Genomic DNA, 26,352 nt, shown 5'->3' with positions numbered 1-26,352 from the left:
GTCGGTCAGGTCAGCCATTCGCCCAAACCGGATTGCGACGACTGCTGCGCGATACAAGTCTCAGAGCATGCCCATGCTCTGAGACCCCCGCACCCTCAGCCGCGCTTGAGCCTGAACACGCTGACCATTTGCGACAAGTCGCTGGTCTGCTGCTGCATGGATTGAGCGGCAGCCGTTGACTCTTCCACCAGTGCGGCATTTTGCTGAGTGACAAGATCCATTTCCGCCACTGCGCGGTTGATCTGCTCGATACCGCTGGTCTGCTCATGGCTGGCGGAGGTAATCTCGCCCATGATGTCCGTCACGCGCTGCACGCTGGAGACGATTTCATCCATGGTCTGGCCCGCCTGGCTGACCTGCGCGCTGCCCTCTTCCACCTTGGTGACCGAGGCCTGAATCAGCTGCTTGATCTCCTTGGCCGCCTCTGCGCTGCGCCCAGCCAGAGAGCGCACCTCTGAGGCCACCACGGCAAAGCCACGACCCTGCTCACCCGCACGTGCTGCTTCCACGGCGGCATTCAGCGCCAGGATATTGGTCTGAAAAGCGATACCGTCAATCACGCCAATGATGTCGGCAATCTTGCGTGAAGACTGGCTGATGGCATCCATGGTCTCCACCACCTGCGAGACCACCATGCCGCCTTTGACCGCCACCTCAGATGCCGACATGGCCAGCTGGTTGGCCTGACTGGCGTTGTCAGCGTTTTGCTTGACGGTGGAAGTCAGCTGCTCCATCGAGGCGGCAGTCTGCTGCAAAGAGCTGGCCTGCTCTTCGGTGCGTGCAGAAAGGTCATGATTGCCCGAGGCAATCTGGCTGGACGCCGTGGCAATGCTGTCCGTGCCCTGGCGCACCTGGCCCACCAGACGATCGAGGCTGGTGTTCATATCGTGCAACGCCTGCATCAGCTGGGCTGTTTCGTCACTGCCAGTCACGCGAATATTGGTACTCAGATCGCCATCGGCCACACGGCGGGCCACACCGACTGCGTGCTTGAGCGGCTCGGTAATGCCCACCGTCAGGCGCCATGCGCTGATGGCGCCAATGGCCACCGCCAGCACCGCCAGAATCAGGAAATAGTGCTTGCTACTGCTTTCAATGCTTTCCACCTCTGCCGCCTTGGCATCAAGACTGGCGCGCTGCAGGCTCAGCAACTCGCCCAGCAGCTTCAGATAGCCCTGAGCCGCTGGCACAAAACTATTGACCAGGGTCGCTTCGGCTTCTTCTGCCCGGCCTTCGGCCTTGAGCTGGCTGACCTGATCGCGGCTGGCAATATAGGTTTTGCGCACCAGCATGATCTTGGCCATGATCTCGCGCTCCGCAGGCTGAGAAATCAAAGGCTCGATCTGCTTGAGTACATCTGCCGTGCCCTTGGCCGTGGCAGCAGCATCCGCTGCCAGGAATGGGACAAGGCTTGCATCGCTGCTCTTGGCAATGGCCGTGGTGCGCGCCACAGCCACACTGACGTTGCTATTCCAGTCACTGATCAGGCGCTCCTTGCTCAGGGGCTCCTCCATCATCTGCTGCGTGGCGTTACCCACGGAATGCAGCTGCCACATGCCAATTGCCGTGATAACCACGGCAAAAGCCAGCACCACGGCGAACCCCAGGCCCAGGCGGGCACCAATGTTCAGCTTGGTCAATCTCATCGCTCTCATCCATTCACAAAAAACCACTCGGCGCAGTCTTTGTGATGCGCCGCCTATCGCAGAACGAAACAGAATGTAATTAGTATTATCGAGTGCTTAAGCCACCTCATCAGACTGAAGTGGCCAGAAACTGGGAGTTTCTGCACAGAACCGTGAGGCAGCCTGGCTTTTCAGAGCGCATTCACTCTTGCGCCCTTCAAACCTGGCCCCTCACAGGCTATTTCTAGTGAGCCAGAGTGATCGTCAGGCGGAACTGCGCCACGCCCATGCCAGCCATCAATGAAAGTCCCGGCTGCTCAGCCCCACTGCGGCAAAACGCCCCAGCCAGTGCGTCATGTTCTTTGCCCGCATCACTACCAAATGATGAGCTGCTGGCGCTTGATACTCTTGGGCTGAAGGCTGATTTGATGAGGATTCCTCCCCTTCCTTCAGCTGCGGGGCGGTGCTGCGCTGCCACACGCCTTCTACGGCCAGCAGGCGTGACTGCAGCAGCGCGGGCTGCCAGCGCGCAAAGGTCTGGCTCCACACCACCAGGTTGATGGTGCCGGTTTCATCTTCCAGCGTGATGAACAGCGTGCCATTGGCCGTGGGCGGGCGCTGGCGCACGGTGACGATGCCGCAGGCGCGCACCTTCTGGCCCGGCAGCATCTGGCGCAGTTCTGCCGCCGTCTTCAAGCCATGGCGCGCCAGCTTGTCGCGCAGCAGGGCCAGCGGGTGGCGGCGCAGGCTCAGGCCCGTGGCGGCGTAGTCAAACATGATCTCTTCGCCCTCTTTCGCCTCGGGCAGCACCAGCCGGGGCTCATGAATCGCGCTCTGGGCAAAGATGGGCGGCAGGCTGGTTTGCGCCGCCGCATCCCACATCTGCTGGCGCCGGTGCCCGGCCAGGCTGCGCAGCGCATCGGCAGCGGCCAGCGCTTCCATTGTCTGCTTGTCCAGCTGCGCCCTGATGGCCAAATCGGCCACATCCCTCCAGGGGGATTGCGCTGCCTGCTCCTGAATGCGTAGCGCAGCGGCCTTGCCCAGATGCGCCACGCAGTTCAGCCCCAGTCGCACCGCAGGCTGGGGATGGGCCACACCGCGCAGGGGCTGCAAGGGCGCCTCCAGCGTGCATTGCCAGTGGCTGTGGCACACATCGACAGGCAGCACGCGCACCCCGTGGCGGCGCGCATCCTGCACCAGTTGCGAAGGCGTGTAAAAGCCCATAGGCTGGGCGTTGAGCAAGGCCTGCAGAAAAATCGCGGGCTCGTGCCGCTTGAGCCAGGCGCTGGCATAGGCCAGCAGCGCAAAGCTGGTGGCGTGGCTTTCAGGAAAGCCGTATTCGCCAAAACCCAGCATCTGCTGAAAGATGGCGTTGGCAAATTCACTGCTGTAGCCGCGCGCAATCATGGTGTCCACCAGCGGGCGCTCAAATTTGTGCACGCCGCCCTTGCGCTTCCAGGCCGCCATGGATCGGCGCAGCTCATCGGCCATGCCGGCCGAGAATTTGGCCGCATCCATGGCAATTTGCATGACTTGCTCCTGAAAAATCGGCACACCCAGCGTGCGCGCCAGCGCGTTTTTCAGCTCGGCGTTTTCCAGCTTGAGCGGCAGGCCGCGCCTTTGCCGCTCTCGCGCCAGCAGATAGGGGTGGACCATGCCGCCCTGAATCGGCCCGGGCCGCACGATGGCGACTTCCACCACCAGGTCATAAAACGTGCGCGGCTGCAGGCGCGGCAACATGCTCATCTGGGCACGGCTTTCGATCTGGAACGTGCCCACGGTGTCAGCCTTGCAGATCATGGCGTAGGTGGCCGGGTCTTCCTGCGGAATCTGGTAGAGCTCCATGCCCTCGCCGCGCCAGCGGGTGCGCTCGTCCAGGGCCTTGCGCAGCATGGTGAGCATGCCCAGCGCCAGCACATCGACCTTGAGCAGGCCCACGATGTCCAGATCATCCTTGTCCCACTGAATGACAGAGCGGTTTTCCATGCTGGCAGGCTCTACCGGCACCAGCCGCGTGAGCTTGCCCTCGGTCAGCACAAAGCCCCCCACATGCTGGCTGAGGTGGCGCGGGCTGTCCTTGAGCTGCCAGGCCAGCTCTACCCACAGCCGCAACAGGTGGGCGCTGATGGCGCTGCCCATCTCCCCGGCCAGCACCTGGGCTTCCTTGAATTTGCGTTCTACCCAGTCTTCGGGCAATGCCTCAGGGCCTTCCTCATCCGCAGTTTCTGCCCCAAACGCAGCGCCAGCCTGCGCTGAATGCTCTGCTTTTTCAGCCTGCGCCTTGGCGTGCTCGCTGAACCAGTACTGCCCCTTGGCCAGTGCGTCGATCAAATCGGCAGGCAGGCCCAGCGCCTTGCCCACATCGCGCAGCGCACCGCGGCTGCGCCAGCAGCTCACCACCGCCGTGATGGCAGCCCGCTCGCGCCCGTATTTGCTGTAGATGTACTGAATGACCTCTTCGCGCCGCGCGTGCTCGAAGTCCACATCGATATCGGGCGGCTCGCTGCGCTCTTTGCTGATAAAGCGCTCAAACAGCAGATGGTTGCCGTCGGGGTTCACGGCCGTAATGCCCAAGCAGTAGCACACCGCAGAGTTGGCCGCCGAGCCACGGCCCTGGCAGAGAATGCCAACGCTGCGCGCATAGCGCACGATGTCGTGCACGGTCAGAAAGTACATCTCGTACTGCTGCTCGGCAATCAGCGCCAGTTCTTTCCTAAGCTGCCTGGCCACATCTTCAGGAATGCCCTGGGGATAGCGGCCCGCCGCGCCCTCCCAGGTCAGCCAGGCCAGCGTCTGCGTGGCCGTCATGCCGGGCTGCACGCTTTCCTGCGGGTAGTGATAGCGAATTTCGCTCAGGCTGAACTGGCAGCGCCGGGCCAGGCGCAGCGTGGCATCCAGCATGGCTTGGGGATAGAGCGCCGCCAGCCGCAGGCGCGAGCGCAGATGCCGCTCAGCATTGGGCTGCAGCGCAAAACCGCATTCGGCCACGGTGCGGCCCAGGCGGATGGCGGTCACCACATCCTGCAGCGGCTTGCGCGAGCGGGCATGCATATGCACATCGCCGCAAGCCAGCAGCGGCAGGGCCAAATCGGCACCCACTTGCTGCAAGGTCTGCAGCCACAGGCTATCGTCGGGCGCGAGGTGCAGTTCCACGCCCAGCCATAGAGAATTAGCATCAAAACAGCCTGAAGCCTTTGATATACAAGCGTTGATAGCTACCAAATCAGAAGCATCCAGTTCACTGCGCTGGGGCAGCAGCAGGCATTCGCAGCCCCGCTGCAGCAGTTGCCAGGGGCTGGCTTCATCGACCACATAAGCGCCTTTTTCTGCACGGCTGCGGGCCGCGGTGATGAATTCGCAAAGGTTGCCCCAGCCCTGCAAATCGCGGGCCAGCGCCACGACTTTGAGCGGCCCCCAGACAAATTCACTGCCGTAAATCAGGTGCAGCCCGCAGTCCCGCGCGGCTTCATAGGCGCGCACGGCACCGGCCACCGAGCATTCATCCGTCAGCGCCAGCGCGGCATAGCCCAGACTTTTGGCACGGTGCACCAGCTCTGCCGGTGACGAGGCCCCGCGCAGAAAGCTGAAGCTCGACAGACAATGCAGCTCCGCATAAGCCAGTGGCCCCTTGCCCGCCCCACTGGCCACGGGCACGGCAGGCGTGGCCGCTGGCGGCGGCGCGGCCAGCCGGGTCTGAGTGATCTCTTGCACATCAACCTCAGCCATAGACACCTTGCGCAAACCAGCAGGGCGAATGTGCTTCAGCCACCAGCCAGGCACGGGTCTGCGCACGCTCGCGGTAAATCCAGACATGGCCGACCACTTCATTGAAGGCCACAAAATAATCGCGCACCGCCAGGCCCGCCTGGGTCTGCCCGCCTTCCCACCAGCCAGACTCCAGCCGGTAAGGCCCGGCACGCAGCTGCAGCGGCCCGTGCCAGTGGGGGCGGTTGTTTTGCACTGTCAGCGCCAGCGGCTGGGGCAGCAGCCAGGGCGGCCACAGCGCCTGCCAGGGGTCTGCACATTCGCTGCGGGCCGCCGGCTTTTTGCGGGGCGCGGGGCTGGCGGCTGCGGTCGGCGCCTGATCTGCTGCACCGGCAGCCACGTTGCGCCAGCGCTGCATGGCTTCAGGCCGGTGATCTGCGCAAGCCTCGGGCTGCTGCACAGCACTCTCGCCCCAGCGGGCGCTCAGGCACTCTACCCATTCATGCCATGCCAGGCTGCGGCTGTCGCTTTGCTGTGCGGCCAGATCTGGCAGACAGCTGAGCGAGGCCGCAGCCCAGGCCTGAGTGTCTGGCGCCTTCAGCTCCAGCATGTCCACCGGTGCCCGCCAGCGCCTTTGATGCAGATGCTCACGCAGCAAGCGCTGCAAATGCGCCATGCCCTGCGTGGGCTGGGCCGTGCGTATGAGCAGGCTTTCCCAGGCGGGCAGCGCCTGCCCATCGATTCGCCGCAGGTCATGGTGCCAGCGCAGCTCCAGCGCCAGCACCGCGTGGTGGCGGGCCTGCAGCCAAAATTGCAGCGCACGCAGCAGGGGCTGGGCCGCATGCAGCACCACATCGGCGTTGTGGGCGGGATAGCCCAGATCGTGGCGCAGCACGAACTGCTCGGGCAGTTGCAGCCAGTTCAGGGTCTGGGGCTGCAGGCCGTAAGCCTCATCCAGCGCCCGCAAAGCCCTGGCCCCGATGCGCCGCGAAAGCCCGGCACGCGGCAAGGCGCGCACCTGCCCCCAAGTCTGGCAGCCCAGTCGCATCAGCATGGCACTGTGGGGCTGCAACGCGGTCAGCGTCCACAGCGGCAGCGCATCCGCAGGCATGGCCTCAGGCTCTGGCACGCCCTGTGCCCGGCTGTGTTGCAGCAGCCTGAGCCGCGCCAGCGCCAGCCATGCGGTATTCGCCTGTGCGCGCACAGGTGGTGCTGCCGTGCAGGCCATGCAGGCCATGTTCAAAGCCTCATCCAGCCGCTCCAGCATGGGCTGCAGCCCACCCCAGAGGCGCTGCACCATGCTAGTTTCAATGAGCAAAGCCTCTTCCAGCACGGCCACGCGTGGAGAAAACTCCAGCGCCCACCAGTAAAGGCTGTCATGGCGGGATGACAAGGCCGCCCCCTGATTCAGCCGCTCCAGAGGCCAGGCCAGCCAGTGCTCGCGCCCTTGCATCTTCAGCCCGCCATGCTCTGTGCCACGATTGCCGACGTGGCTGCTGATGTGCTCGCAGACGATATGGCCCGCCCCTGCATGAGCAAGGCGGCCTCCTCGCTCTGGCGCGCATGGCGGCTGGCCTGAGCCTGCAGTACTGGCGCCCAGGCCCACTGCGAAAGTGATAGCTGCAATGGCTTATCCAGGGCTGGCCCACGGCGCTTGAGTATCTGAACCTGCAGGCTGGCTGCATCCTGCGGCGTTCTTTGCAGGCGCAAACGCAGGGCTGCGGGCGAGTTGTGCTGCTCCTGCTGCAGGCCCTGCCACAGCCACAGCGGCCGCCCCTGTGATGCGGCGGCCAGCTGCAAACGCCGCAGGGCCGCCATAGGCAAGTCTGGCAACCAGGCCAGCACAGCCAGTACATCGCGGCAATGCAGGGCTTGCTCGCAGGCCCAGGCCAGATCCTGAGGTGACTGCCCCGGCAACTGCGGCACGCAGCACAGGCGCTGGGCCGCAATGCCCACAGCCTGCAGCGCCGGAGTAAATGGCAGATACGGCGGGGCTATCAGCACCAGCTTTCCCGGCTGCAGCCCGGCCTGGCGCGCCAGCGCGGGCAGCAGCAGCGGCCATTCCGCATGGGTGTGCTGCGGCTGCTGAATCTGCACCAGCGCATTGCCCGGCCAGCCACCGCCGGGCAACTCGGCATCCAGCGCCACATGGCCGCTGGGCCAGACTTTCTGCATCTGCACCCCATGCCAGTCGCTGCCTCGCCACACGCCGTCCAGCTGCAGCGCTTGTAACGCATGCAGACGCGCAGCACCGAGCAAAGCCGATGGGTCGGCCCTGTGGGTGGTGTCGCAGTTGGTGCTGCGAGTGATGCGATGTGGCTGCACGGTGATGGCATTTCCAAAATACTGTACAAATATACAGCATCGAGAAAACAAACGCAGCCGCATTCAGCCTGACCCGGACCGGGTATCAGGCATCAAAAAGCCTTGTAGCGCTTCACTGCAAAGCGCTATCCGCTACAAAATTGAAAGCATTCAATCTGCTAATCTTGCCCTCATGAAGAAGCGCACTTCGCATCTGGAGCAGGACACACAGGCCTTGATCAATCGCATGGCGACGCTGATTCGCAGCGAGGTGTTTCTCAGCGGCCAACACCCGCCTACGCTGCATGAGCAAGTCGTGACGGATCCGCAACTGGCCCAGCTATTGGCCACGCAGCAGGATTTCGAGTTTCTCAATGACGAGCGCTGCCTGGGCTTTTATGCCTGGACCGAGATTCTGGAAGACATGAGCCATTTGACGCTGCCAGGCAAGGCCCGCCACCCACAGTTTCGCAAGCCGCTGTATCAACGCCAGTGCGAGCAGTTCAACGCCGATGTGGCCATGCCTTTGCTGCACCACATCGGCCCGCAGCGGGGCCTGACTCCTGCGCTGGCCGCCCCCCTGGAGGTCTTGATGGATGTGATCTTCAGCTATTACGCCCATGCCGGGCTGCTGCTGCCCATGCATGTCTGGTGGCTGCAGGTGCTGGAGAGCGGCGGCGCGCCCGTGGGCTGGCAAGGCGCTTACGTCTATCCACCCAAGGGCTGGCTGAAGTCAGGCACGCTGCCCCTGGGCAAGCTGGCGGTCTATTTGCATGGTCCATCAAGCGCCAGCACCTGACTGCGCCGACCTCAGTCCTTGGGCGCCGCAGGCGCGATGCGCGCACAGGCGTCGCACCACTGGGCTACAGCGCCCTCCAGCGGCGTACCTTTGGCCGTGCTCAGCGGCCAGCGGCGCAGGCAGTCGTTGATGATGGACTGCAGTTTCCATAGCGCTTCGCGGTTGACCAGCGTCAACTCGCCCATGCCCTGCGCGTCGTCCTTGAGGTAGCTGAGCACATGCAGCTGCTGACTGGGGTGAGAGCCAGATTCCGCCAGCTGCTTTTGTAGCAATTGCAGGCTTTGCTCCACAAAATTCGCGCTGGATGCCTCGGGCAGCTGGCTCCAGCCTGCGGGAAAGTTTGCGCGCAGCTGGGACCACATGGTCAGCGCAGCTTCCAGCGCGGCGGTGCTGTGCGCCACTTCGGCCTGCATGGGCGCCAGCGGCAGGCCGGGCAGCATCTCGTCATACAGCAGCGGCAGAATATGGTGCACCAGATCAGCGGGATAGCTTTTGTGGTTCATGCGCAGCATCAACGAAAGTCGCTGGCCCGGCATGTCGCTGAACTTCTCGAAAAAGGCCGACACCACTTCGGCCAGCAGCAGCACCTGCCCCATGGGCGAGATCACCGCGCCCTGCACGCCACGCGGATAGCCGCTGCCATCCATGCGCTCATGGTGCTCCAGCACCGCCATTTCCACGGCCTGCGAATAAACCTTGGCATCGCGCACCACCAGCATGGCTGTGACGGAGTGCGCAACCAGATGCTTGCGCTGCGTGGTGGATAAACGGTGGTCCGGGTCCGTCCAGGCTGGGTCCATATAGAGCATGCCCACATCGTGCAGCAGCGCAGCCGTGGCCAGAGACACGCATTCGCGCTCGTTCCAGCCGTTTTTCAGCGCCAGAAAGATGGATACCAGCGCCATTTGCACGCTGTGCTCAAACAGCTCGCTGCGCTGCTCGCGCATCACCGTCAGCTTGAACGCAATGGAGCGCGGCAGCAGCAGCCCCTGCAGCGGGGCCAGCAGACGTTCAACATCGCCCAGGTCAGCCACCAGCCTGCGCAGCAGATCCATGCCCTCGCACTGGCTTCTGGCCAGCGCCAGCAGTGCCGGGGCATCGACCAGATTGTCTGCCACCAGACTTTCATCAATCGGGTCACGCAGCTTGTGGCTGACCAGCCTGTCGTACAGACGCTGATCCACCCGCGCGCCCTTGTCCACGAGCTTGATGCCTTTATCGGTATAGATGGCATCGCCCGTCACCACCGGCAGGCGCTCGGCCATATCCGTGACAGCACGCAAAAAATGCATGTCATTCGTGCTGCCCGACGCTCCCTCGTTCTCGCTCATCAAAGTGCTCTTTACCTTCTGCTCAACAACACCTGATTGTTGCAGATAGAAACACCAGTGCAGCATTGAAACATGCAGCAAAGCCGTGAATTCCCGCGAATGAAAACCCCAACACTTTCAGATAATGCCGACACTCCACCAATCTATTGGGTTCCGCCATGATTCTTGAAGGCTACTACATCAATCTGGATAGAAGTCTTGAGCGCCGCGCGCATATGGAGCAACAAATCCAGAATCTGCAGCTTGATACCTGGATTCAGCGGTTTGATGCCATTGATGGACGCAAGCAGGCTCCTGAAACCAACCGCGAAATCGCCAGTATTCAGGGCTGCTTCCTCTCACACCGCATGCTCATTGAGCAAAGCAATCCCGAAAGCCTGCTGCTTGTGCTGGAAGACGATGTCGATTTCAGCCCCAGCCTGCCCGCCATCCTGACAGCCGATGTTCTGACTCATTTTGTGAACAGCCAGCCAGAAGTTGACATCATTTTTCTGGATTGCCTAGCTGTCAGGTCCCGGATGATTACGCACGTTCTTGACGAATAAATCAGGTGCTTTCATCTTCCATTTTTTGAGTGCTTGGACTGGGGCTTCATGCCCCAGTGCCTTTTGTGGCAAGTGGTGGTTGTACAGCCAGACAAACCTGTGCAGTGTCTTCTCCAAATCCTCTGCGCTGTTGAAGTGATGCGAGCGCAGCACCTGGCTCAGGCGGCCATTGAAGCGCTCAACCATGCCGTTGGTTTGCGGCGTCTTTGGCTTGGTCAGCCGATGCTCTATCCCCAATGCTTGGCATAACTGGTCGAATTCGTGCTCGCCTGAGGGCTGACGTGTGCGGCTTCCAAACAATCGGTCTGTGAACTCTTTGCCGTTGTCGGTGAGGATGGTGTGGATCTTGAACGCTGCAGCTTTGCGTACGGCAGCCAAGAAGGCTTTGGCGGATGCTGCCGTCTTGTGCTGCTTGATATCAATGAACACCCAGCGTGTAGCTCGATCGATGGCAACAAAAACATAGCGGCGCTTGTCCTCATCGTGCATCTGGGGCAGGTACTTCACATCTACATGTACATAGCCAGGCTCATACGCCTTGAAGGGTTTGTGCTCGCCCTCAGGCTTGGGCTGTATGGGCAATCTGGAGTGGCCTCGTCTGCGCAGCAAGCGATCCAGCGCAGAACGGCTCATGGCAGGCTCAATAAACTCCCGCACCACTGCCAGCAAATCATCGAGCGGCAGCAGCAGTTGGGTGCGCAGATAGACCACCAATTCTTCCTGTGCCGCATTGAGCGTGGTCTGCAATCGGTGCGGCGTATGACTGGCATCGTGCACCGTAGTGCGATGACGCCACTTGCGCACCGTGTCCAGGCCAATGCCGTATTGCTGGGCCAACTCCCGGTCCGTGCCACTGGCTTGCTGCAATGCACGTCGTGTAGCAGGCGTGGTCGTTGCGTTCTTGTGTAGAGCAATCAACATAGCGGCTCCTTGAAAGACGATTGCCATGTTGCCACAACAGCCTGCAGCACTTGTCTGCTATGGAGCAACGGGCGCTTGGTTGTAAGCAGCCAATCATCCGGGACCTGACACCTAGCCTATCTGAATAGCATGCAGCTTCTGCAGGATGCCGCGCAAGCCTATATGCCTTATGGCAAGGCAGCCCTGGAAAAAAGTACGACAGAAAGAAGACGCGTCCCCACCGTCAACATTATCGATGCCCATCAGAACTACGCTGTCGCAGCCGCTGCCTACATCGTCACGCCGCACGGCAAGCAACGGTTAAAAACAGCATTCGCGCAACTGCCGTCCACGCACGCAGTTGCCATTGATCATTTCTATGCAGGCCTCATTCAAAGCGGTCAGTTGCATGCGCGAATCTTTCTGCCCTATCTGGCCACTCCCTCGGTCAGTCTCTCCCAGGTCTCGACGCTTACCGATGATGCAAGACATCACTGGAGTGAACCACCCGAAATCGTGGCGGGACATCTTGCCCTGAGGCGTTTGTTGTTCGCAGGAGACTGCCATGCGCAAGAGCTGCGGGCCATGGTCACCCCCCTGCTTGAGCAATATGGGCCGCCCCCGGAGCGACTTCTGGCGCTGGAAGTTATCGATGCCGTCAATAACTGGCGCAAGACTCGCCAGTCCTGACAAAAACACCCAGGCTCCATAAAAACCGAAGTCATCCCATTTCAGAGGGTGCGAAAGGCATTTACCTGCAGCCCTCAAAGGCCCGACGTCATAGAGAGGCGGGAGATTCCACACTCATTTCAAATTGATTTCAGCCATCCACTTATTCAATGAGCGAGCGCACACTATTTAAATATTCAAAAATTCATTTTGAATTTATGTAAACTTTTGTTACTATCAGATATTTTCCTGATTGATATTGGCTTTGACTTATTGCGGCCATAAATCCTCATTTTCACGACGACTTATCGCTGCCATAAATTTCTCCGCTGATTTACCCAGCCATCTCCATTCCATTCCCCGCCCCATTCCATCTGCGATGAATCTCGTTGATTCAAGCGCACGACTGACGTATCGCTCTTAACCCATATCCAAAGAAAAAATGACAGGGAAACCTCAGACCTTCCATCGATTGACATGTTTGGCAATGGCTCTTTCATTGGCAGGATGCGCCACCACCACAGGCGGTGGCAGCAGTGGTATTCAGAAAACACTGACGGACACTTTTGCCAGCGATGACCCCTGCGCCAATAACGCACGCAATATCGGGATAGCAGTGGGCGCGGTGGGCGGCCTTGTTCTGGCCAAGGTACTGGATGCCAAAATTGGCCCCGCCATTGCAGGCGCAGCAGCTGGTGCACTGGTGGGCGGGCTGATTGGCGCGAATATTGACCAAAAGCGCTGCGAACTCTCCAAAATCGCCAAGCAATATCAGCTGGATATGGAGTTCACGCCTGTTGCGGTGTCAGCCCAATCGCAAAAAGATGAAGCAGCTCAGGCCTTTTCCATGACGCTGCGCGATGCGCAAGGGGATTCTGCGCAATTCCTGCCCAACTCCGAACAGCTGACACCCCGCGCCCGTGAGTATTTTCTGCAGATTGCCAAGCAATATGCGCAGACAAAACCGCCAGAAGGCGCAAAACCTGAACAGGCCAAGGCCTGGCAGGATGCCATGCGTAACCGCCGCCTCTTGCTGATTGGTCATACGGACGATACCGGCAGCTCTGCCCACAATGCCGATTTGTCAGAGCGCCGTGCAAAAACCGTGGCGCAGTTGCTGCGCCAAAATGGGGTTCCTCAGGAACAACTGTATTTTCAAGGTGCGGGCGAAGGTTACCCCATTGCCGACAATGCAACCGAGCAAGGCCGAGGACAAAACCGCCGCGTAGAGTTTGTGGAGGTTTTCAGCGACGAAGCGCTGGCTTACTACATTGAAAATCGCCGTGCCAATTACGCACTGTACCGCTCTGTACCATCGGGCACTGCATTTTCAGAGCCAAGCGCATCCTCACCTTCAACTGCGCCTGCTGCGCGCAGCAGCAAAGTGGCCAAGGCCCGCCCCAGCAAACAGAGCGCGCCTGTGGTTGCGCAGGCAACCACCCCTGCAGCGCCAGTTGCTGCCGCCCCCACGGCCCCAGGCACAACTTCGGCGACAACTTCAACAACAGCGCCATCCCCTGCAATCACCACTGCAAGCAAGTCAGCGCCTGCAGCAGCCGCCGCTGCCGTGGTGTCGGCTGCAGAGCCTGCACCGGCCGCCGCCAAAGCCGCAGCCACCGCCTTACCCTCTGGCGCGCTGGATTTTGGTGGCTCGCCACTGAACGCACAGACTCGCATGGTGAGCCTGGGCGCCCAGACGCCTCAGAAAAGCGCGTTTGGCCTGATCTCCACCGCGCACGCCAGCAACGACGCCCCCTTTATCGCTCGTTGCGACCAGGACCGTCCCCGCAAGATTGGCGATGTGAAGTCGCTGGCAGGCAAAACCTATCGCACCAGCGAGCACATCAAGGGCCTGTATGGCACCACCTGGGCGCAGCAGATCAATGGGCACTTGGTGGTACTCAACAAGGTGGCCGTGCTGCGCGACGGCACTTCGCCCCAGTCGCCTGAGTTGAATTTCTACGCCAACTACGACTCCAGCAAAGCCGCCAGCGCCAAGCCTGTCTGGAGCGGCCGCCCCGCCGTCAACGTCTACCAGGGCAACAACGGCTTGCTGTACCGCGTGTTCGCCAACAGCCCGCAGGGCGCGCGCTGCATGGACATTCTTTTTCCATCGGGTGGCGGCACCACTGCCAGCGACGGCAAGCTCATCTACGGCAATGTCGGGCAACTGCTCGCCACCGACTTCAAACCTCGTCAACAGCTCTAAAAAACACAACTCAATCACTGCAACATGAAAGAAATTCTGAGCACTTACCCGGTCGCCGTGTGGAGCATTGTCAGCGTCCTCCTCGCCGCCATCGTCATCTCGGCCCTCTGGGACAAAGTCAAATGGTGGTGGATGAACACCTGGTACAGCTTTCCGCTGATCGGCCATGTGGCACGCCTGTCCAAGGATGTGAGCATCGACCAGCAGTCTGGCGCTTTTCAGGGTGACCTGAAACTGTGCCGCGACTACAAGAAGTTCATTCAGCTGCGCAATGAGCATGACTTCAATGAAAAAATCAGCTACCTGACCAAGGCTGGCGACCTGGGCCGCAGCGGCACACCCGTCTTCATATGGCTGCTGACCACCTTGCTGGTGTTTGTGGAAGCCATGGGTTTCAGCTATGTGCTGGCGGGCTACACCATCCCCGGCGCCAGCGAAAACACACAGCAAATGGGCGCGCTGGGCATTGCCTTTCTGATCTCGGTGCTGCTGGTGGCGCTGACCCATTTCTCCGGCCATGAACTGTACCGCTCCGGCAAGATCAAGCAGGCGCGCCGCAGCTGGCTGGATGCGGGCCGTAAAAGCGATCTGTTCACCAAGGAAGTCGCGCTGGCTGAACCCCAGAACGTGGATGACCCGCTGCCCGTCTATACACAGCTAATCAACCGCGTGGGCGCACACCCCCAGTACGCCATCACCATTGCCACCGTGATCTTTGTGGCCGTTGTGGCCGTGGGTGCAACCTTTGTTCGCGGCAAGGTGCTGGAGAAGATGCTGACCCAGGAAGTCGCAAGCATGAGCCTGAGCATTGACGCAGGTGCAGGCAGCGGCGAACTCAAACTCGACGGACTGGTACTGCCCACGCACGACCAGGCCCAGGTGCAGGACACCAAGGACAAGGTGGTGAAGGACGCCCAGGATCTGGACCGCAGCGGCGGCTGGGGCACCTTCATCGTGCTGGCCGTGATCTTTGTGTTCCTGCAGTTCCTGGGGGTGCTGTTTGGCTACAAATGGGGCTTCGCAGGTAAGCAAAGTGCTGATGCCTTCCGCGCCATTGGCAAAGGCCGCTTCACCAGCTATGAAGATGTGCGCGCCCATTACCGCAATGTGGCCGATGCCGCTCAGGCACAGCTGAGCAGTCTGGACCAGCGCCGCCAGGAAAAGGGCGGCAGCGGCACCAGCAGCGCTGCGCAAGCCAGGAAGACCAATTTCAAGGAATTCATGGACAACGAGCGCAACGAAGACGCCCGCGATCTGCACAGCCAGCGCAACCACACACAGGTGTACCGTGAAGCACCGCAGGCCGCTCCTGTCGCCCCCCCTGCTGTGTATGCCGCACCCATTGCACCCGTTGCACCCGTTGCACCCGTTGCACCCGTTGCACCCGTTGCACCCGTTGCACCCGTTGCACCCCAGGTTATCGCCCCTGCGGCTCCTGTCGCAATGGCTCCCGCGCCCGCAGTCACTTCACCCATGGCCGCACCACTGTCTGAAGACGATGAACTGGCACGCCTTGAGCGCGAACTCGCTCAGCGCAAGGAGGCTCAGCGCCTGGCCAAGATCGAACAAGTCAAACGCGAGCTGGCCAACCTGGAAGGAAACCAGCCATGATGCAACGCCTGCACCCATGGCTTGCAGGCGTGGGCATGGCCTTGTGCGCAGCCCACGCGCAGGCCGAGCCTGCGACCAACGCTTTGCCAGACTGCTATCAGTACGCTCAGCTCAAGCGCCAGGCCCCGGCCACTGTGCAGACCGAGCTGTTTGTGGTCATTGACCAGACTACGCCGTTCAACAGCGATTTGCGTCAGTCTCTGGCGCAGCAGATCTCCCCCCTGCTCAGCCCCGGCAATGCACTGACAGTGTTTGCCTTCTCAGCCTATACACAGGGCTACTACACACGTCGCATGCTGCATGCGCGCATGGATGCGCCCATGCCCGCCAGCGCACGCGATGACTCCGGCAAGGCCTTGCTGCAAAAGTTTGACCAATGCCTGACCTTTCAGAAGCAAGGCATTCAGAAGCTGACGCAGGAAGCGCTGGTCAAGGCGCTGAGCCAGGGCAGCTCCAGCATCGCCAAATCCGATGTGCTGGGCAGCCTCAAAGACATCGCCACACAGGTGCAGGCCTCGCCCGCACAGCGCAAGGTGGTGCTGCTTGCGTCTGACATGCTGGAAAACTCTTCCATCAGTAGCTTCTACAGCAACAAGGCTGTGCGCAAGATTGATGCCGCTGCCGAGTGGAAAAAGGTAGAAGCCAACCAGTTGCAAGCCAACTTTGGCGGCGCACAGATTTATGTGCTGGGCGCAGGTCTGATCGACACCGACACCCAGAAAAATGGCGTGTACCGCGACCCGCAGACCATGAATGCCCTGCGCGGCTTCTGGGAGCAGTACTTCACAGCATCACAGGCCAAGCTGGTGGACTTCGGCATGCCTGACCTGCTGGGCAGAATCCAGTAAACCCAGGCTTGCTTGCAAGCGCCCACAAAAAAGCCGCTGTTTCAGCGGCTTTTTTCATCATTGCCTGATGTGATGTTCGTGAAGTCGCCAGGGCCAAAGCGGCCCCAGCTGCTTACTTCATCAGCGTCACACCCGTCTTGGACTGGATTTCGTCAAAGCTCACGCCATCTGCCAGTTCCACCAGCTTCAGGCCTTCGGGCGTCACATCCATCACACCCAGGTCGGTAATGATGCGGTCCACCACGCCAAGGCCTGTCAGCGGCAAGGTGCAGCTGGGCAAAATCTTCAGGTCGGTGGTGCCGTCCTTCTTTTTGGCCACATGCTCCATCAGCACGATCACACGCTTGACACCAGCCACCAAGTCCATGGCGCCGCCCATGCCCTTGACCATCTTGCCGGGAATCATCCAGTTGGCCAGATCGCCCTTCTCGGACACCTGCATGGCGCCCAGAATGGATAGATTGATCTTGCCGCCACGAATCATGGCGAATGACTGGTCCGAGCCAAAAATGGCCGAGCCAGGGATGGTCGTCACGGTCTGCTTGCCCGCGTTGATCAGGTCGGCATCCACCTGGTCTTCGGTCGGGAAGGGGCCAATGCCCAGCATGCCGTTTTCCGACTGCAGCCACACTTCCTTGTCGCCCGTGTGATTGGCCACCAGCGTGGGAATGCCGATACCGAGGTTGACGTAGAAGCCGTCTTCGAGTTCTTGGGCCGCGCGTGCGGCCATCTGGTCTTGGGTCCAAGGCATGGTCAGGCTCCTGCTTTCTCAGTGATCGTGCGCTTTTCGATGCGCTTTTCAGGCGTGGCGTTGTGAACAATGCGGCTCACATAGATGCCAGGCAGATGGATATCGTCAGGAGCGATCTCGCCAATCTCCACCAGCTCTTCCACTTCCACAATGCAGACCTTGCCGCAAGTGGCTGCAGCTGGGTTGAAGTTACGCGCCGTCAGGCGGAACTGCAGATTGCCGCTCTTGTCAGCGCGCCAGGCCTTGACCAGTGACACGTCTGCCACGATGGAGCGCTCCATCACATAGGTCTCGCCGTCAAACTCGCGCAGTTCCTTGCCTTCTGCCACCAGTGTGCCCACGCCGGTCTTGGTGAAGAAAGCGGGAATGCCAGCGCCGCCAGCGCGCATCTTCTCGGCCAGAGTGCCTTGGGGGGTGAATTCCAGCTCCAGCTCGCCGGCCAGATACTGACGCTCAAACTCCTTGTTCTCGCCCACATAGCTGGCGATCATCTTCTTGATCTGGCGGGTTTCGAGCAGCTTGCCCAGACCGAAGCCGTCCACGCCCGCATTGTTCGATGCCACCGTCAGGTTCTTGACGCCGCTGTCACGCAGAGCCTCGATCAGCGCTTCGGGAATGCCGCAGAGGCCAAAGCCGCCCACAGCCAGCAATTGCCCGTCAGCCACAACGCCCTTGAGCGCCGCTTCTGCGGATGGATAGAGCTTTTTCACACATGTCTCCTTTAGATGGGATGCGCTACGATACTACGTACTCAAGTAGGTAGTTTTTCGTAAAGAGCATCACTATGGTTGTCGATTACCGGCTGGCGTTTGACGCAGCCCCTGTAGGTCTTGTCATCTCGCGCAACCGCATCATGATCGACTGTAATCGCCAACTGTGTGAAATGTTCCATGCCTCGCGGGAAGTACTCATAGGCCAGTCGTTCCAGGTGCTTTACCCCAGCGTGGATGAATACGAGCGTCTGGGTGCGCGCATCGCGCCGATTCTCAACACCAAGGGCTATTACAGCGACAACCGCATCATGAAGCGCGCCAATGGCGACACCTTCTGGTGTCATGTGTCAGGCCGCACACTGGACCGCGATGACCCCCATGCCTCGGGCATCTGGAGCTTTGAAGACCTCAGTGCCCAGCGTACCGTCAAGGCCGAGCTGACCGGGCGCGAGCGCGAAGTCGCCGCCCGCCTGCTCGAAGGCCTGACCTCCAAGGAAATTGGCCGTGCGCTGGACATCAGCCATCGCACTGTTGAAATCTATCGCGCACGGCTGATGCGCAAATATGGTGCATCCACCGCTGCCGACCTGGTGCACAAACTGGTCGCAGGTTAAATACGGCAAAAGCGGCTCCCGAAAGCGCAAAACCTCGGTAGGTCAAACCCGACTTTTGATCTGGCTGTCTTGTGCACGCCGCCAGCCTGACCTACGCTTGGATTCTGAACTGGCAACACCCCATTGCACATTTCTCTCTATGGCGCTGCTTAATCATTTCAATAGCAAAAAACGCCCTTTGCACAAAGGCTGCGGCCATAATTCATCTCACGCCATTGCTGATGACTATTGATTTCTATTGATTGATATCGGCAGGTATCAAGCACCATCCCACCGACTTGTCGGAAACGTTGAAACGGAGAACCCATGACCGAATCCAAGTGCCCCTTCCATCAAGGCAAAAACAGCGAAACTGCGGCCGAAGGCAATGGCACCACCAACAAGGACTGGTGGCCCAACCAGCTGCGCGTTGACCTGCTGAGCCAGCACTCCGAAAAATCCAACCCGCTGGGTGCCGACTTCAACTACGCCGAAGCCTTCGGCAAGCTCGACTACGAAGCCGTCAAGCGCGACCTGCGCGCACTGATGACCGACTCGCAAGACTGGTGGCCTGCCGACTTTGGCCACTACGGCCCCCAGTTCATCCGCATGGCCTGGCACGCAGCCGGCACCTACCGCGTGCAAGACGGCCGTGGCGGCGCAGGCCGTGGTCAGCAGCGCTTTGCGCCGCTCAACAGCTGGCCCGACAACGTCAACATCGACAAATCGCGCCGCCTGCTGTGGCCCATCAAGCAAAAGTACGGCAAGGCCCTGTCCTGGGGTGACCTGATGGTGCTGTGCGGCAACGTGGCGCTGGAAACCATGGGTTTTCGCACCTTCGGCTTTGCCGGTGGCCGCGTGGACAGCTGGGAACCCGATCAGGACGTGTACTGGGGTGCCGAGAAAGAATGGCTGGCCACCAGCGACAAGCCCAACAGCCGCTACAGCGGTGAACGCGATCTGGAAAACCCGTTGGCCGCCGTGCAGATGGGCCTGATCTATGTGAACCCCGAAGGCCCGGACGGCAATGGCGACCCCATCAGCGCCGCCCATGACATCCGCGACACCTTCGCCCGCATGGCCATGGACGACGAAGAAACCGTGGCCCTGATCGCTGGCGGCCACACCTTCGGCAAGACCCACGGTGCAGGCCCAGCCACCAACGTGGGTGCCGACCCCGAAGCCGCTGGCCTGGAAGCCCAGGGCCTGGGCTGGGCCAGCAGCTACAAGTCCGGCAAGGGTGGCGACGCCATTACCTCCGGCCTGGAAGTGACCTGGACGCAGACCCCCGCGCAGTGGAGCAACTTCTTCTTTGAAAACCTGTTCAAGTTTGAATGGGTGCAAGAGAAGAGCCCGGCCGGCGCCATCCAGTGGGTAGCCAAGGACGCAGGCGATGTCATCCCCGACGCACACGGTGGCCCCAACAAAAAGCCCACCATGCTGACGACCGACATCTCGCTCATCAAAGACCCGGCTTACGAAAAAATCTCGCGCCGCTTCCTGGAGAACCCACAAGCCTTTGCCGACGCTTTTGCCCGCGCCTGGTTCAAGCTGACCCACCGCGACATGGGGCCGCGTGCCCGCTACCTGGGCCCGGAAGTGCCCAAGGAAGAGCTGCTGTGGCAAGACGTGATCCCTGCCGTCAAACACCCGCTGGTCGACGCGGCTGACGTGGCTGCCCTAAAAGCCAAGGTGCTGGCATCGGGCCTCTCCGTGCAAGAGCTGGTGGGAACGGCCTGGGCCTCGGCCTCGACCTTCCGCGGCTCGGACAAGCGCGGCGGTGCCAACGGTGCCCGCATTCGCCTGGCTCCGCAAAAGGACTGGGCTGCCAACAAGCCAGCGCAACTGGCCAAGGTGCTGGCCGCGCTGGAAGGCATTCAGCGCGAGTTCAACAAGGCTGCCGACGGCGACAAGCGCATTTCGCTGGCCGATTTGATCGTGTTGGCGGGTAATGCCGGTGTCGAAAAAGCCGCTGCAGACGCTGGCGTGCAAATCACCGTGCCGTTCAACGCAGGCCGTGGCGATGCATCGCAAGAGCAGACCGATGTGGAATCCTTCAAGTACCTGGAGCCCAAGGCCGACGGCTTCCGCAACCACCTGCAAGGCAAGTTTGCCGCGCCTGCCGAGGCCCTGCTGATCGACAAAGCCCAGCTGATGACGCTGACTGCGCCCGAGATGACGGTGCTGATCGGTGGCCTGCGCGCCATCAACATCAACAGCGATGGCAGCAACACCGGTGTGTTGACCCAGGCACCCGGCAAGCTGACGACCGACTTCTTCGTCAACCTGCTGGACATGGGCACGCAGTGGAAGGCCGTGGAAGGCGGCAACTACGAAGGCGTGGACCGCAAGACCGGCGCCAAGAAGTGGACCGGCAGCCGCGTGGACCTGGTCTTCGGCAGCAACGCCGTGCTGCGCGCCGTGGCCGAGGTCTATGCCGAAAAGGGCAACGAGCAGAAGTTCTACCAAGACTTCGTTGCCGCCTGGGCCAAGGTGATGGATCTGGATCGTTTTGATCTGAAGAAGTAATCTGCAAATCGGGGCAAGGAAAGCCTTGCCCCCTTTCTCTAAAGCGCTCTACGGAGCGCTTTTTTCATGCCCAAAACCTGCAGTTTTACCAACCCATCTTTGCTCTTATCGCAGATGCGCAAGCACCCTCTTATTGAGCAAAGACACCAGCTCTGGCTGCATGAACTGGTAATTATCTGGAATATCCAGACACACTACTTTCTTACCCGACAGATAAGGCTTGAAGCGCTGCGCCAACTGGCTGCGATGGCGTTTTTCCATCACGCAGATCAAGTCTGCCCACTCCAGTTGATCGGGGCTGAGCGGGCAATCCGCATCGGGTGCCAGCCCGGCAGAATCGGTTTCCACGCCCGCCAGTTCCGCAAACAGCACCTCGGCAGTGGGGCTGCGCAAACGGTTGCGGCTACAGATAAAAAGAACGTTTGGCATGGCTCAATCCAGCACCGCAATACCGCGCTCTCGCAATAGCTGCTGCGCCGCTTCAGACAGCCAATGTGTGCCGACCACTTCACGCAGCATCGGAAACTGCGCCAATTCCTGTGGCGAGAGCGCCGTGATATTGAACTGTTCGTCCTCGCCGTCCCACTGCGGAATCAGCTGCAGATAAATGTCGTTGCCGCCGTCGAAATAAAGGCGCTGCACATGCGCGGCCAGCGATTTGGCAATCGGCAAGGCCGTGAACCATGCCTCAACCTCGGGAATCATCTCGTCGTAGTAATCATCGGGGTCGATCTCACGCGCGGCGAAGTCCCGCGCAAAGTCATGCACGTCGAACTCGGGCTTGAGCAAGCCCTGCCCATACATCAGCTCCTGCACCACGGCCAGTTTGAAGGGCAAATGCTCAAACACCAGTTGCTCACCCACGGGCTGCGGCAGCTTCCACTTATCTGAAGAGGCTTTGGCGGCTTTGGCTTTTCTGGCGGGCTTGCGGCTGATTTCAACATCCCGAAACGGCGCGGGCGACGAGCGCAGCAAACGCGCAACCTTCTCGCGCCCGGCACTCTGGCTGCGTTCCCCAAACGACAGCGCCGCAATCTGCGCCTGTACCGACTCGCACAGACTCAAATCAATTTGCCAGTTACCGCGCTTGAGTTCTACAAACAGATAAGCCTCGCCAAGCTCATCGTCGGAAATCAACGCCATCAAGGGCTGGCCAGCCACGGTGAACTGCCCGGGGAAGATGGCATGCGGGCGCATCTGCTGAAAATCAAACTTCACACTCGATTGCCATTTGGGGTCATCGGCCAGGCGCAAAGCCAGCTCGGATATCTGCTGGCCATCAGCGCTGAAACCGTAAATGCCCGCCTCATCCCATATCACCAGCGTCTTGCTGTCGTCGGGCTTGCCTTTCTTGGGCGGGATGATGCGCGGCTCGCCCAGCAAGCCTGCCAGCGCATCGCGTGTGATCTCGGGCAGCAACTGCCCGTTGATGCGCAGCCCTTCATCGCCAAGATCAATATCCAGCGGGCGTGCTGGTACTGGTATAGGGATGGGTGCGGATTCCGTTGCCTGAGCGCGGGGCTTGAACCAGTTCAGAATACCCATGACAAGCAGCTCCTGCAAAACTCCAAAGTGCAGACATGCTAACCGTCTGCGCCGCGCAAGCATCCTCCTGCACAATGGCGCTTTGTCATTTGCTGCTTTTCCCGTGCTGCTTAGCCATCGTTTTATTGCTCTTTGCGCCCTGGTGCTGCTCACTGGTTGTGCGGGCGTCAAGGTCAGCTCCATCGAGCCCTCCGAGTATCTGACTCAGCGCCGCGCTGACGTGCTCACCAACGGCACGCTCAGCGCTGCAACGCGTGAGTCTTTGCGCGTCATCGGCAGCGAAACCAAGCCCTGTCTTGCCGACGCAGCACGCTGCCGCAGCAGTCTGCGCGATGCATCAGGCCTCAGCGACGAGCAGCGCCTGGCTGCGCTGGCGGAGTTGTGGACACATCAGGGCATGCTGCTGGACAAGCAGGAATCGGACGAAGCCATTGCCGCCTGGCTGGAAGCAGCACGCCACGCCTGGGCCTATCTGTTTTTTACGGCAAAAGACCCCGTCAAGCGCGCATTTGAAGACCGCCAAACCCAGGTGCGTGACTACTACAACTTTGCCACCCAGCAGGCCATCACTGAAATGTTCCGCCTGCGCCGGGGCGTGAGCGAGCGCGCTGAGCTGGCACAAGTCGATGGGGACCGCGTTCAGTGGCGTAACTGGCAGATGTCGATTGACCTGTCCGACATCAACCAGCTCTCCACCCGGGCGCTTCCGCAGGAATTGATTGCCGCCAGTTCGCTGAGTTTTTCCGGGCTGCGAAACATCTATCGCCGCGATGGCTTTGGCGCTGAACTGGTTGCCGTGTTTGATAAAAGCCAGATGCCTGCAGAGACGGCCACGCCTTCTGACGTCTTTGAAGAAGCCCGTATCCCTGCCGTCACGGCAATGCTGGAGTTTGATGGCGACACGCTGGCACAGGTGCTGAACACCCAGCAACTGACAGTGCGTCTGCACGACCCTTATCGCCGCAGCGAAGTCAAGCTGGGCGGCTTTGTCGTTCCTCTGGCGGGCAATTTCACCTCTGGCTACGGGCTGTGGCTGGCGCGCTCCAATTTTTCCACCCAGGCGCTGCGAACCCTGCTGGGCAAACGCGATGGCATTGGCAAGCCTCAGATCCACCTGATGCAGCCCTATGACCCCAATCGCCGCCTGATCGTCATGCTGCACGGCCTGGCCAGCAGCCCGGAAGCCTGGATCAATGTGGCCAATGAAGTGCTGGGGGACGAGCAGCTTCGCCGTAACTACCAAGTCTGGCAGGTGTACTACCCCACCAATGCGCCCATCATGCTCAACAACTACACGATACGTGAGGCGCTGCAGCAAACCCTGTCGCATTTTGACCCGCAAGGCAAGGCCGTCGCCAGCCGGAACATCACCCTTGTTGGGCACAGCATGGGCGGAGTTCTGGCGCGCCTGATGGTCAGCGGAACGAATGGCAAGGTGATGGATGCTGTCGCCATGGAGCTGGAGCTGCCCTCTAGTGCCCGCAAACAGCTGCAGGGCGAGATGGCCCCGCTGCTGGAATTCGCGCCGCTGCCTCAGGTGCGGCACGCGATCTTTATCGCTGCACCGCATCGCGGCACAGACTTTGCCAACCATCGCATCGTGCGCTGGGCATCGAACCTGATCACCCTGCCTTTTTCGATGATTGGAAAATTTACCGACACGGCACTGGCCGTGGCCAATGCATCGCCGCGCATCAATACCCGGGAGCTGCACATTCCCAACAGCATCGACAACCTCAGCGATAAAGACCTGTTTCTGCGCGCCACGGCAGACCTGCCTGTGGCGGCCAATGTGCGCTACCACTCCATCATCGGCAACAACACACCCGATGTGCCGCTGGCGCAAAGCAGCGACGGCATCGTGCCCTATAGCAGCGCACACCTGGACGCAGCCGCTTCAGAGCTGGTGATTGCCTCAGGCCACAGCGTGCAGGAAACGCCGCAGGCCATCATTGAACTGCGCCGCATTCTGCGCGCCGGGCTCAGCGGCGCAAACTGAGCAGCGCCCACTAAGCACCCACTGAGCACCAATTGAGCAGCTTAGCCAGCACTGCAGCCCATCAATTCGGCAAGGCGTCGTCCATGGACGCCAGCCGCGCATGCAGCAAGGTGAAGTACAGCGTCACATCGCCCTGCTTGTCGATAAACGTGCCCATGGCGCGCTGCAGGCGGGCGGCGATGCACAGGCACTCGGTCGCCTCCGGGCGGCCGCCCTGAATACGGGCTGTAGTCAACAGGGCCAGATGGTTTTCGCGGCCAAAGTCGTGCACCACCTCCAGCGCTTCGCCATGCTGTCTGGGAATGGCTTCATTGGCCCAGCTCCAGACAAAGCTGCCTTCGGCCTCGCTGGTCGTGCCCACCAGGCACACCGTGGCCACCACCTCATGCAGCGCCCCTTGCAACACCAGCGTGGCGCTATCCAGATCCCAGCGATAGGCAGGAGAGCCTTCCAGCCCGAACTGGCGCGGCCACTCAGCGTTCTTGGCTACCATCATTTCCACGGCCTCGCGGCTCCAGGCGGCCCAGTCGGTGGCTTGCTTTTCTTCGCTCATAGCGCTTCCTTGTTCTTCAATGGCCGCCATTGTCTGCCAAGACGTGAGAGTGCCGAGCGAAAGGCTCTGCCTGAAACTGCTATGCAAACACCTGCAGCAGCCAGACCGCGCCCCACATTCCCAGGCCAAAGACCGCATGCGTAGCCAGGCTGATGCCACGGCTTTGCCAGGGCCTTGCCGTTCTGGATGCCGCCAGCCCCGCTCCCAGCGCGGGCTGCATGACCAACCAGGGCAGCAATACCGTCGCAACGCCAAAGACCAAGGCTGAGACAACGCTGGGCCAAGGCCCGCACCGCGCCAGCCAGAGTGCGGCAAACACCACGCCCGTCAGGTAATGCAGCAGCCAGCCCAGCCATTTTTCAGCCCGGATGGCAGGAGACTTCTGAATCGGCGCATGAAACCAGCGCCCTTTCAGCCAGTGGCCACACCAGCGCCCCAGCATGGCGTAGTCCAGCGTGGCAATGCCTCGCCGCCGCAGCCACCAGCACCATGCATCCATCAGCACCGTCGCCCCAGCGCCCACAGCCGTTGCCACCACCATGGGCTGCATCACCCCATTCAGCTCCATCATTTCCGCACCTCTTTCAGTTCTGCCACTACAGTTCAAGCAGACTGTAGAAGTTCAAGTGCACTTGAACGCAAGAGGTAAGCCATGGACATTACAGAAGTCGCCAGACGCAGCGGGCTCAGCGCCTCCGCCATTCGTTTTTATGAAGAAAAAGGACTGATCCAGTCCCTAGGCCGCCAGGGGCAGCGGCGCATTTTCGCCCCCCAGGTTCTCGATCAACTGGCCGTCATCGCGCTGGGGCGCACGGCTGGGTTTTCACTGCAGGAGATCGCCACCATGCTGCCGCCGGGGCAAACGCCGCAGATAGATCGCCAGATGCTGACCGCCAAGGCCGATGCGCTGGAGCAGCAGATTCGCCGCCTCAAAGCCGTGCGCGATGGCCTGCGCCACGCAGCTGTCTGCCCAGAAACCAGCCACCTGAACTGCGATACTTTCAGGCGACTGATGCGCGCCGCCAGCGCGAATGTGGGGGCAGGCAAAATTCAAACACTGGCACCATCCGTCAGCCCGCAGCGCAAGCCGCGTAAAACTTCGCCATAAGCGGCGGGGCCTTCA

Annotated in this window: 22 protein-coding genes; 10 read left to right on the top strand and 12 right to left on the bottom strand. The window is 60.7% G+C overall.

What is annotated here, in order from left to right:
• Nucleotides 1-95: 95 nt before the first annotated feature.
• From JDW18_RS10835 to imuA, 4 genes are all read right to left on the bottom strand, one after another.
• Entirely contained in the window at nt 96-1,646 is a 1,551-nt protein-coding gene (locus JDW18_RS10835; protein WP_218243610.1) for a methyl-accepting chemotaxis protein, read from the bottom strand.
• 276 nt (nt 1,647-1,922) lie between these two features.
• Nucleotides 1,923-5,351, bottom strand: coding sequence for a DNA polymerase III subunit alpha (dnaE, locus tag JDW18_RS10830; RefSeq protein WP_218243859.1), 3,429 nt, complete (start codon nt 5,349-5,351; stop codon nt 1,923-1,925).
• Nucleotides 5,344-6,783, bottom strand: coding sequence for a DNA polymerase Y subunit UmuC family protein (locus tag JDW18_RS10825; protein WP_218243609.1), 1,440 nt, complete (start codon nt 6,781-6,783; stop codon nt 5,344-5,346). The genes dnaE and JDW18_RS10825 overlap by 8 nt, the downstream gene beginning before the upstream one ends.
• A gap of 2 nt (nt 6,784-6,785) precedes the next feature.
• The gene (gene imuA / locus JDW18_RS10820) at nt 6,786-7,655 is read right to left on the bottom strand and encodes a translesion DNA synthesis-associated protein ImuA (RefSeq protein ID WP_246610449.1); all 870 of its coding nucleotides are present in this window, start codon (nt 7,653-7,655) and stop codon (nt 6,786-6,788) included.
• A gap of 172 nt (nt 7,656-7,827) precedes the next feature.
• Between imuA and JDW18_RS10815 the strand changes: the two genes are divergently transcribed.
• A complete protein-coding gene (locus tag JDW18_RS10815; protein ID WP_218243607.1) occupies nt 7,828-8,433 on the top strand; it encodes a hypothetical protein in 606 nt (201 codons plus the stop codon).
• 11 nt (nt 8,434-8,444) lie between these two features.
• Here JDW18_RS10815 and JDW18_RS10810 read toward each other — a convergent pair whose 3' ends face one another.
• On the bottom strand, nt 8,445-9,764 hold the full coding sequence (locus JDW18_RS10810) for an HD-GYP domain-containing protein (RefSeq protein ID WP_218243606.1): 1,320 nt from the start codon (nt 9,762-9,764) through the stop codon (nt 8,445-8,447).
• A gap of 158 nt (nt 9,765-9,922) precedes the next feature.
• On the opposite strand from JDW18_RS10810, the gene JDW18_RS10805 reads away from it, so the two are divergent.
• Nucleotides 9,923-10,309, top strand: a complete 387-nt coding sequence (locus JDW18_RS10805) for a glycosyltransferase family 25 protein (protein ID WP_218243605.1) — start codon at nt 9,923-9,925, stop codon at nt 10,307-10,309.
• Here the strand turns inward: JDW18_RS10805 and JDW18_RS10800 are convergent.
• Nucleotides 10,265-11,230 (bottom strand): IS481 family transposase, encoded by a 966-nt coding sequence (locus JDW18_RS10800; protein ID WP_218239880.1) that lies wholly within the window; start codon nt 11,228-11,230, stop codon nt 10,265-10,267. The genes JDW18_RS10805 and JDW18_RS10800 overlap by 45 nt on opposite strands.
• Before the next feature lie 129 nt (nt 11,231-11,359).
• Here JDW18_RS10800 and JDW18_RS10795 point away from each other — a divergent pair, with 129 nt between their 5' ends.
• The 4 genes from JDW18_RS10795 (at nt 11,360) to JDW18_RS10780 (ending at nt 16,546) form a co-directional block, all read left to right on the top strand.
• Nucleotides 11,360-11,899, top strand: coding sequence for a hypothetical protein (locus JDW18_RS10795; protein WP_218243604.1), 540 nt, complete (start codon nt 11,360-11,362; stop codon nt 11,897-11,899).
• A 466-nt stretch (nt 11,900-12,365) separates the two neighbouring features.
• Complete coding sequence (locus JDW18_RS10790) at nt 12,366-14,087, top strand: OmpA family protein (RefSeq protein ID WP_218243603.1); 1,722 nt, start codon at nt 12,366-12,368, stop codon at nt 14,085-14,087.
• 24 nt (nt 14,088-14,111) lie between these two features.
• Entirely contained in the window at nt 14,112-15,698 is a 1,587-nt protein-coding gene (locus tag JDW18_RS10785) for a hypothetical protein (RefSeq protein ID WP_218243602.1), read from the top strand.
• Nucleotides 15,695-16,546 (top strand): hypothetical protein, encoded by an 852-nt coding sequence (locus tag JDW18_RS10780; RefSeq protein WP_218243601.1) that lies wholly within the window; start codon nt 15,695-15,697, stop codon nt 16,544-16,546. The genes JDW18_RS10785 and JDW18_RS10780 overlap by 4 nt, the downstream gene beginning before the upstream one ends.
• Before the next feature lie 112 nt (nt 16,547-16,658).
• Here the strand turns inward: JDW18_RS10780 and JDW18_RS10775 are convergent, their stop codons facing one another.
• The gene (locus tag JDW18_RS10775) at nt 16,659-17,297 is read right to left on the bottom strand and encodes a 3-oxoacid CoA-transferase subunit B (RefSeq protein ID WP_218243600.1); all 639 of its coding nucleotides are present in this window, start codon (nt 17,295-17,297) and stop codon (nt 16,659-16,661) included.
• A 2-nt stretch (nt 17,298-17,299) separates the two neighbouring features.
• Nucleotides 17,300-18,007: a CoA transferase subunit A gene (locus tag JDW18_RS10770; protein WP_218243599.1), complete on the bottom strand. Its 708-nt coding sequence runs from the start codon at nt 18,005-18,007 to the stop codon at nt 17,300-17,302.
• A 74-nt stretch (nt 18,008-18,081) separates the two neighbouring features.
• Between JDW18_RS10770 and JDW18_RS10765 the strand changes: the two genes are divergently transcribed.
• The gene (locus tag JDW18_RS10765; protein ID WP_218243598.1) at nt 18,082-18,624 is read left to right on the top strand and encodes a PAS and helix-turn-helix domain-containing protein; all 543 of its coding nucleotides are present in this window, start codon (nt 18,082-18,084) and stop codon (nt 18,622-18,624) included.
• A gap of 306 nt (nt 18,625-18,930) precedes the next feature.
• Complete coding sequence (gene katG / locus JDW18_RS10760; RefSeq protein ID WP_218243597.1) at nt 18,931-21,132, top strand: catalase/peroxidase HPI; 2,202 nt, start codon at nt 18,931-18,933, stop codon at nt 21,130-21,132.
• A 105-nt stretch (nt 21,133-21,237) separates the two neighbouring features.
• Here katG and JDW18_RS10755 read toward each other — a convergent pair whose 3' ends face one another.
• Nucleotides 21,238-21,561 (bottom strand): low molecular weight protein tyrosine phosphatase family protein, encoded by a 324-nt coding sequence (locus tag JDW18_RS10755; protein WP_218243596.1) that lies wholly within the window; start codon nt 21,559-21,561, stop codon nt 21,238-21,240.
• Nucleotides 21,562-21,564: 3 nt separating this feature from the next.
• A complete protein-coding gene (locus tag JDW18_RS10750; RefSeq protein ID WP_218243595.1) occupies nt 21,565-22,677 on the bottom strand; it encodes a DUF6892 domain-containing protein in 1,113 nt (370 codons plus the stop codon).
• A gap of 103 nt (nt 22,678-22,780) precedes the next feature.
• Between JDW18_RS10750 and JDW18_RS10745 the strand changes: the two genes are divergently transcribed.
• Entirely contained in the window at nt 22,781-24,676 is a 1,896-nt protein-coding gene (locus JDW18_RS10745; RefSeq protein ID WP_246610447.1) for an esterase/lipase family protein, read from the top strand.
• Nucleotides 24,677-24,737: 61 nt separating this feature from the next.
• Here the strand turns inward: JDW18_RS10745 and JDW18_RS10740 are convergent, their stop codons facing one another.
• Together JDW18_RS10740 and JDW18_RS10735 are read right to left on the bottom strand one after the other, a co-directional pair.
• Nucleotides 24,738-25,229, bottom strand: coding sequence for a DUF6882 domain-containing protein (locus tag JDW18_RS10740; RefSeq protein WP_218243593.1), 492 nt, complete (start codon nt 25,227-25,229; stop codon nt 24,738-24,740).
• A gap of 79 nt (nt 25,230-25,308) precedes the next feature.
• Entirely contained in the window at nt 25,309-25,800 is a 492-nt protein-coding gene (locus JDW18_RS10735) for a DUF2938 family protein (RefSeq protein WP_246610445.1), read from the bottom strand.
• Between the two features lie 81 nt (nt 25,801-25,881).
• On the opposite strand from JDW18_RS10735, the gene JDW18_RS10730 reads away from it, so the two are divergent.
• Nucleotides 25,882-26,337: a helix-turn-helix domain-containing protein gene (locus tag JDW18_RS10730; RefSeq protein ID WP_218243592.1), complete on the top strand. Its 456-nt coding sequence runs from the start codon at nt 25,882-25,884 to the stop codon at nt 26,335-26,337.
• The last annotated feature ends 15 nt before the right edge of the window (nt 26,338-26,352 follow it).

Origin of the sequence: Comamonas fluminis, from assembly GCF_019186805.1 — a bacterium.
GTDB classification, from domain to species: Bacteria; Pseudomonadota; Gammaproteobacteria; order Burkholderiales; family Burkholderiaceae_C; genus Comamonas; species Comamonas fluminis.
This window is presented reverse-complemented; position numbering and strand designations above follow the sequence as displayed.

Coding starts and splice junctions, on each gene's coding strand:
- JDW18_RS10835 (WP_218243610.1), bottom strand. CDS start 1,646: ATGAGATTGACCAAGCTGAACATTGGTGCCCGCCTGGGCCTGGGGTTC.
- dnaE (WP_218243859.1), bottom strand. CDS start 5,351: ATGGCTGAGGTTGATGTGCAAGAGATCACTCAGACCCGGCTGGCCGCG.
- JDW18_RS10825 (WP_218243609.1), bottom strand. CDS start 6,783: ATGCAAGGGCGCGAGCACTGGCTGGCCTGGCCTCTGGAGCGGCTGAAT.
- JDW18_RS10815 (WP_218243607.1), top strand. CDS start 7,828: ATGAAGAAGCGCACTTCGCATCTGGAGCAGGACACACAGGCCTTGATC.
- JDW18_RS10810 (WP_218243606.1), bottom strand. CDS start 9,764: ATGAGCGAGAACGAGGGAGCGTCGGGCAGCACGAATGACATGCATTTT.
- JDW18_RS10805 (WP_218243605.1), top strand. CDS start 9,923: ATGATTCTTGAAGGCTACTACATCAATCTGGATAGAAGTCTTGAGCGC.
- JDW18_RS10800 (WP_218239880.1), bottom strand. CDS start 11,230: ATGTTGATTGCTCTACACAAGAACGCAACGACCACGCCTGCTACACGA.
- JDW18_RS10795 (WP_218243604.1), top strand. CDS start 11,360: ATGCAGCTTCTGCAGGATGCCGCGCAAGCCTATATGCCTTATGGCAAG.
- JDW18_RS10790 (WP_218243603.1), top strand. CDS start 12,366: ATGGCTCTTTCATTGGCAGGATGCGCCACCACCACAGGCGGTGGCAGC.
- JDW18_RS10785 (WP_218243602.1), top strand. CDS start 14,112: ATGAAAGAAATTCTGAGCACTTACCCGGTCGCCGTGTGGAGCATTGTC.
- JDW18_RS10780 (WP_218243601.1), top strand. CDS start 15,695: ATGATGCAACGCCTGCACCCATGGCTTGCAGGCGTGGGCATGGCCTTG.
- JDW18_RS10775 (WP_218243600.1), bottom strand. CDS start 17,297: ATGCCTTGGACCCAAGACCAGATGGCCGCACGCGCGGCCCAAGAACTC.
- JDW18_RS10765 (WP_218243598.1), top strand. CDS start 18,082: ATGGTTGTCGATTACCGGCTGGCGTTTGACGCAGCCCCTGTAGGTCTT.
- katG (WP_218243597.1), top strand. CDS start 18,931: ATGACCGAATCCAAGTGCCCCTTCCATCAAGGCAAAAACAGCGAAACT.
- JDW18_RS10755 (WP_218243596.1), bottom strand. CDS start 21,561: ATGCCAAACGTTCTTTTTATCTGTAGCCGCAACCGTTTGCGCAGCCCC.
- JDW18_RS10750 (WP_218243595.1), bottom strand. CDS start 22,677: ATGGGTATTCTGAACTGGTTCAAGCCCCGCGCTCAGGCAACGGAATCC.
- JDW18_RS10740 (WP_218243593.1), bottom strand. CDS start 25,229: ATGAGCGAAGAAAAGCAAGCCACCGACTGGGCCGCCTGGAGCCGCGAG.
- JDW18_RS10735 (WP_246610445.1), bottom strand. CDS start 25,800: ATGATGGAGCTGAATGGGGTGATGCAGCCCATGGTGGTGGCAACGGCT.
- JDW18_RS10730 (WP_218243592.1), top strand. CDS start 25,882: ATGGACATTACAGAAGTCGCCAGACGCAGCGGGCTCAGCGCCTCCGCC.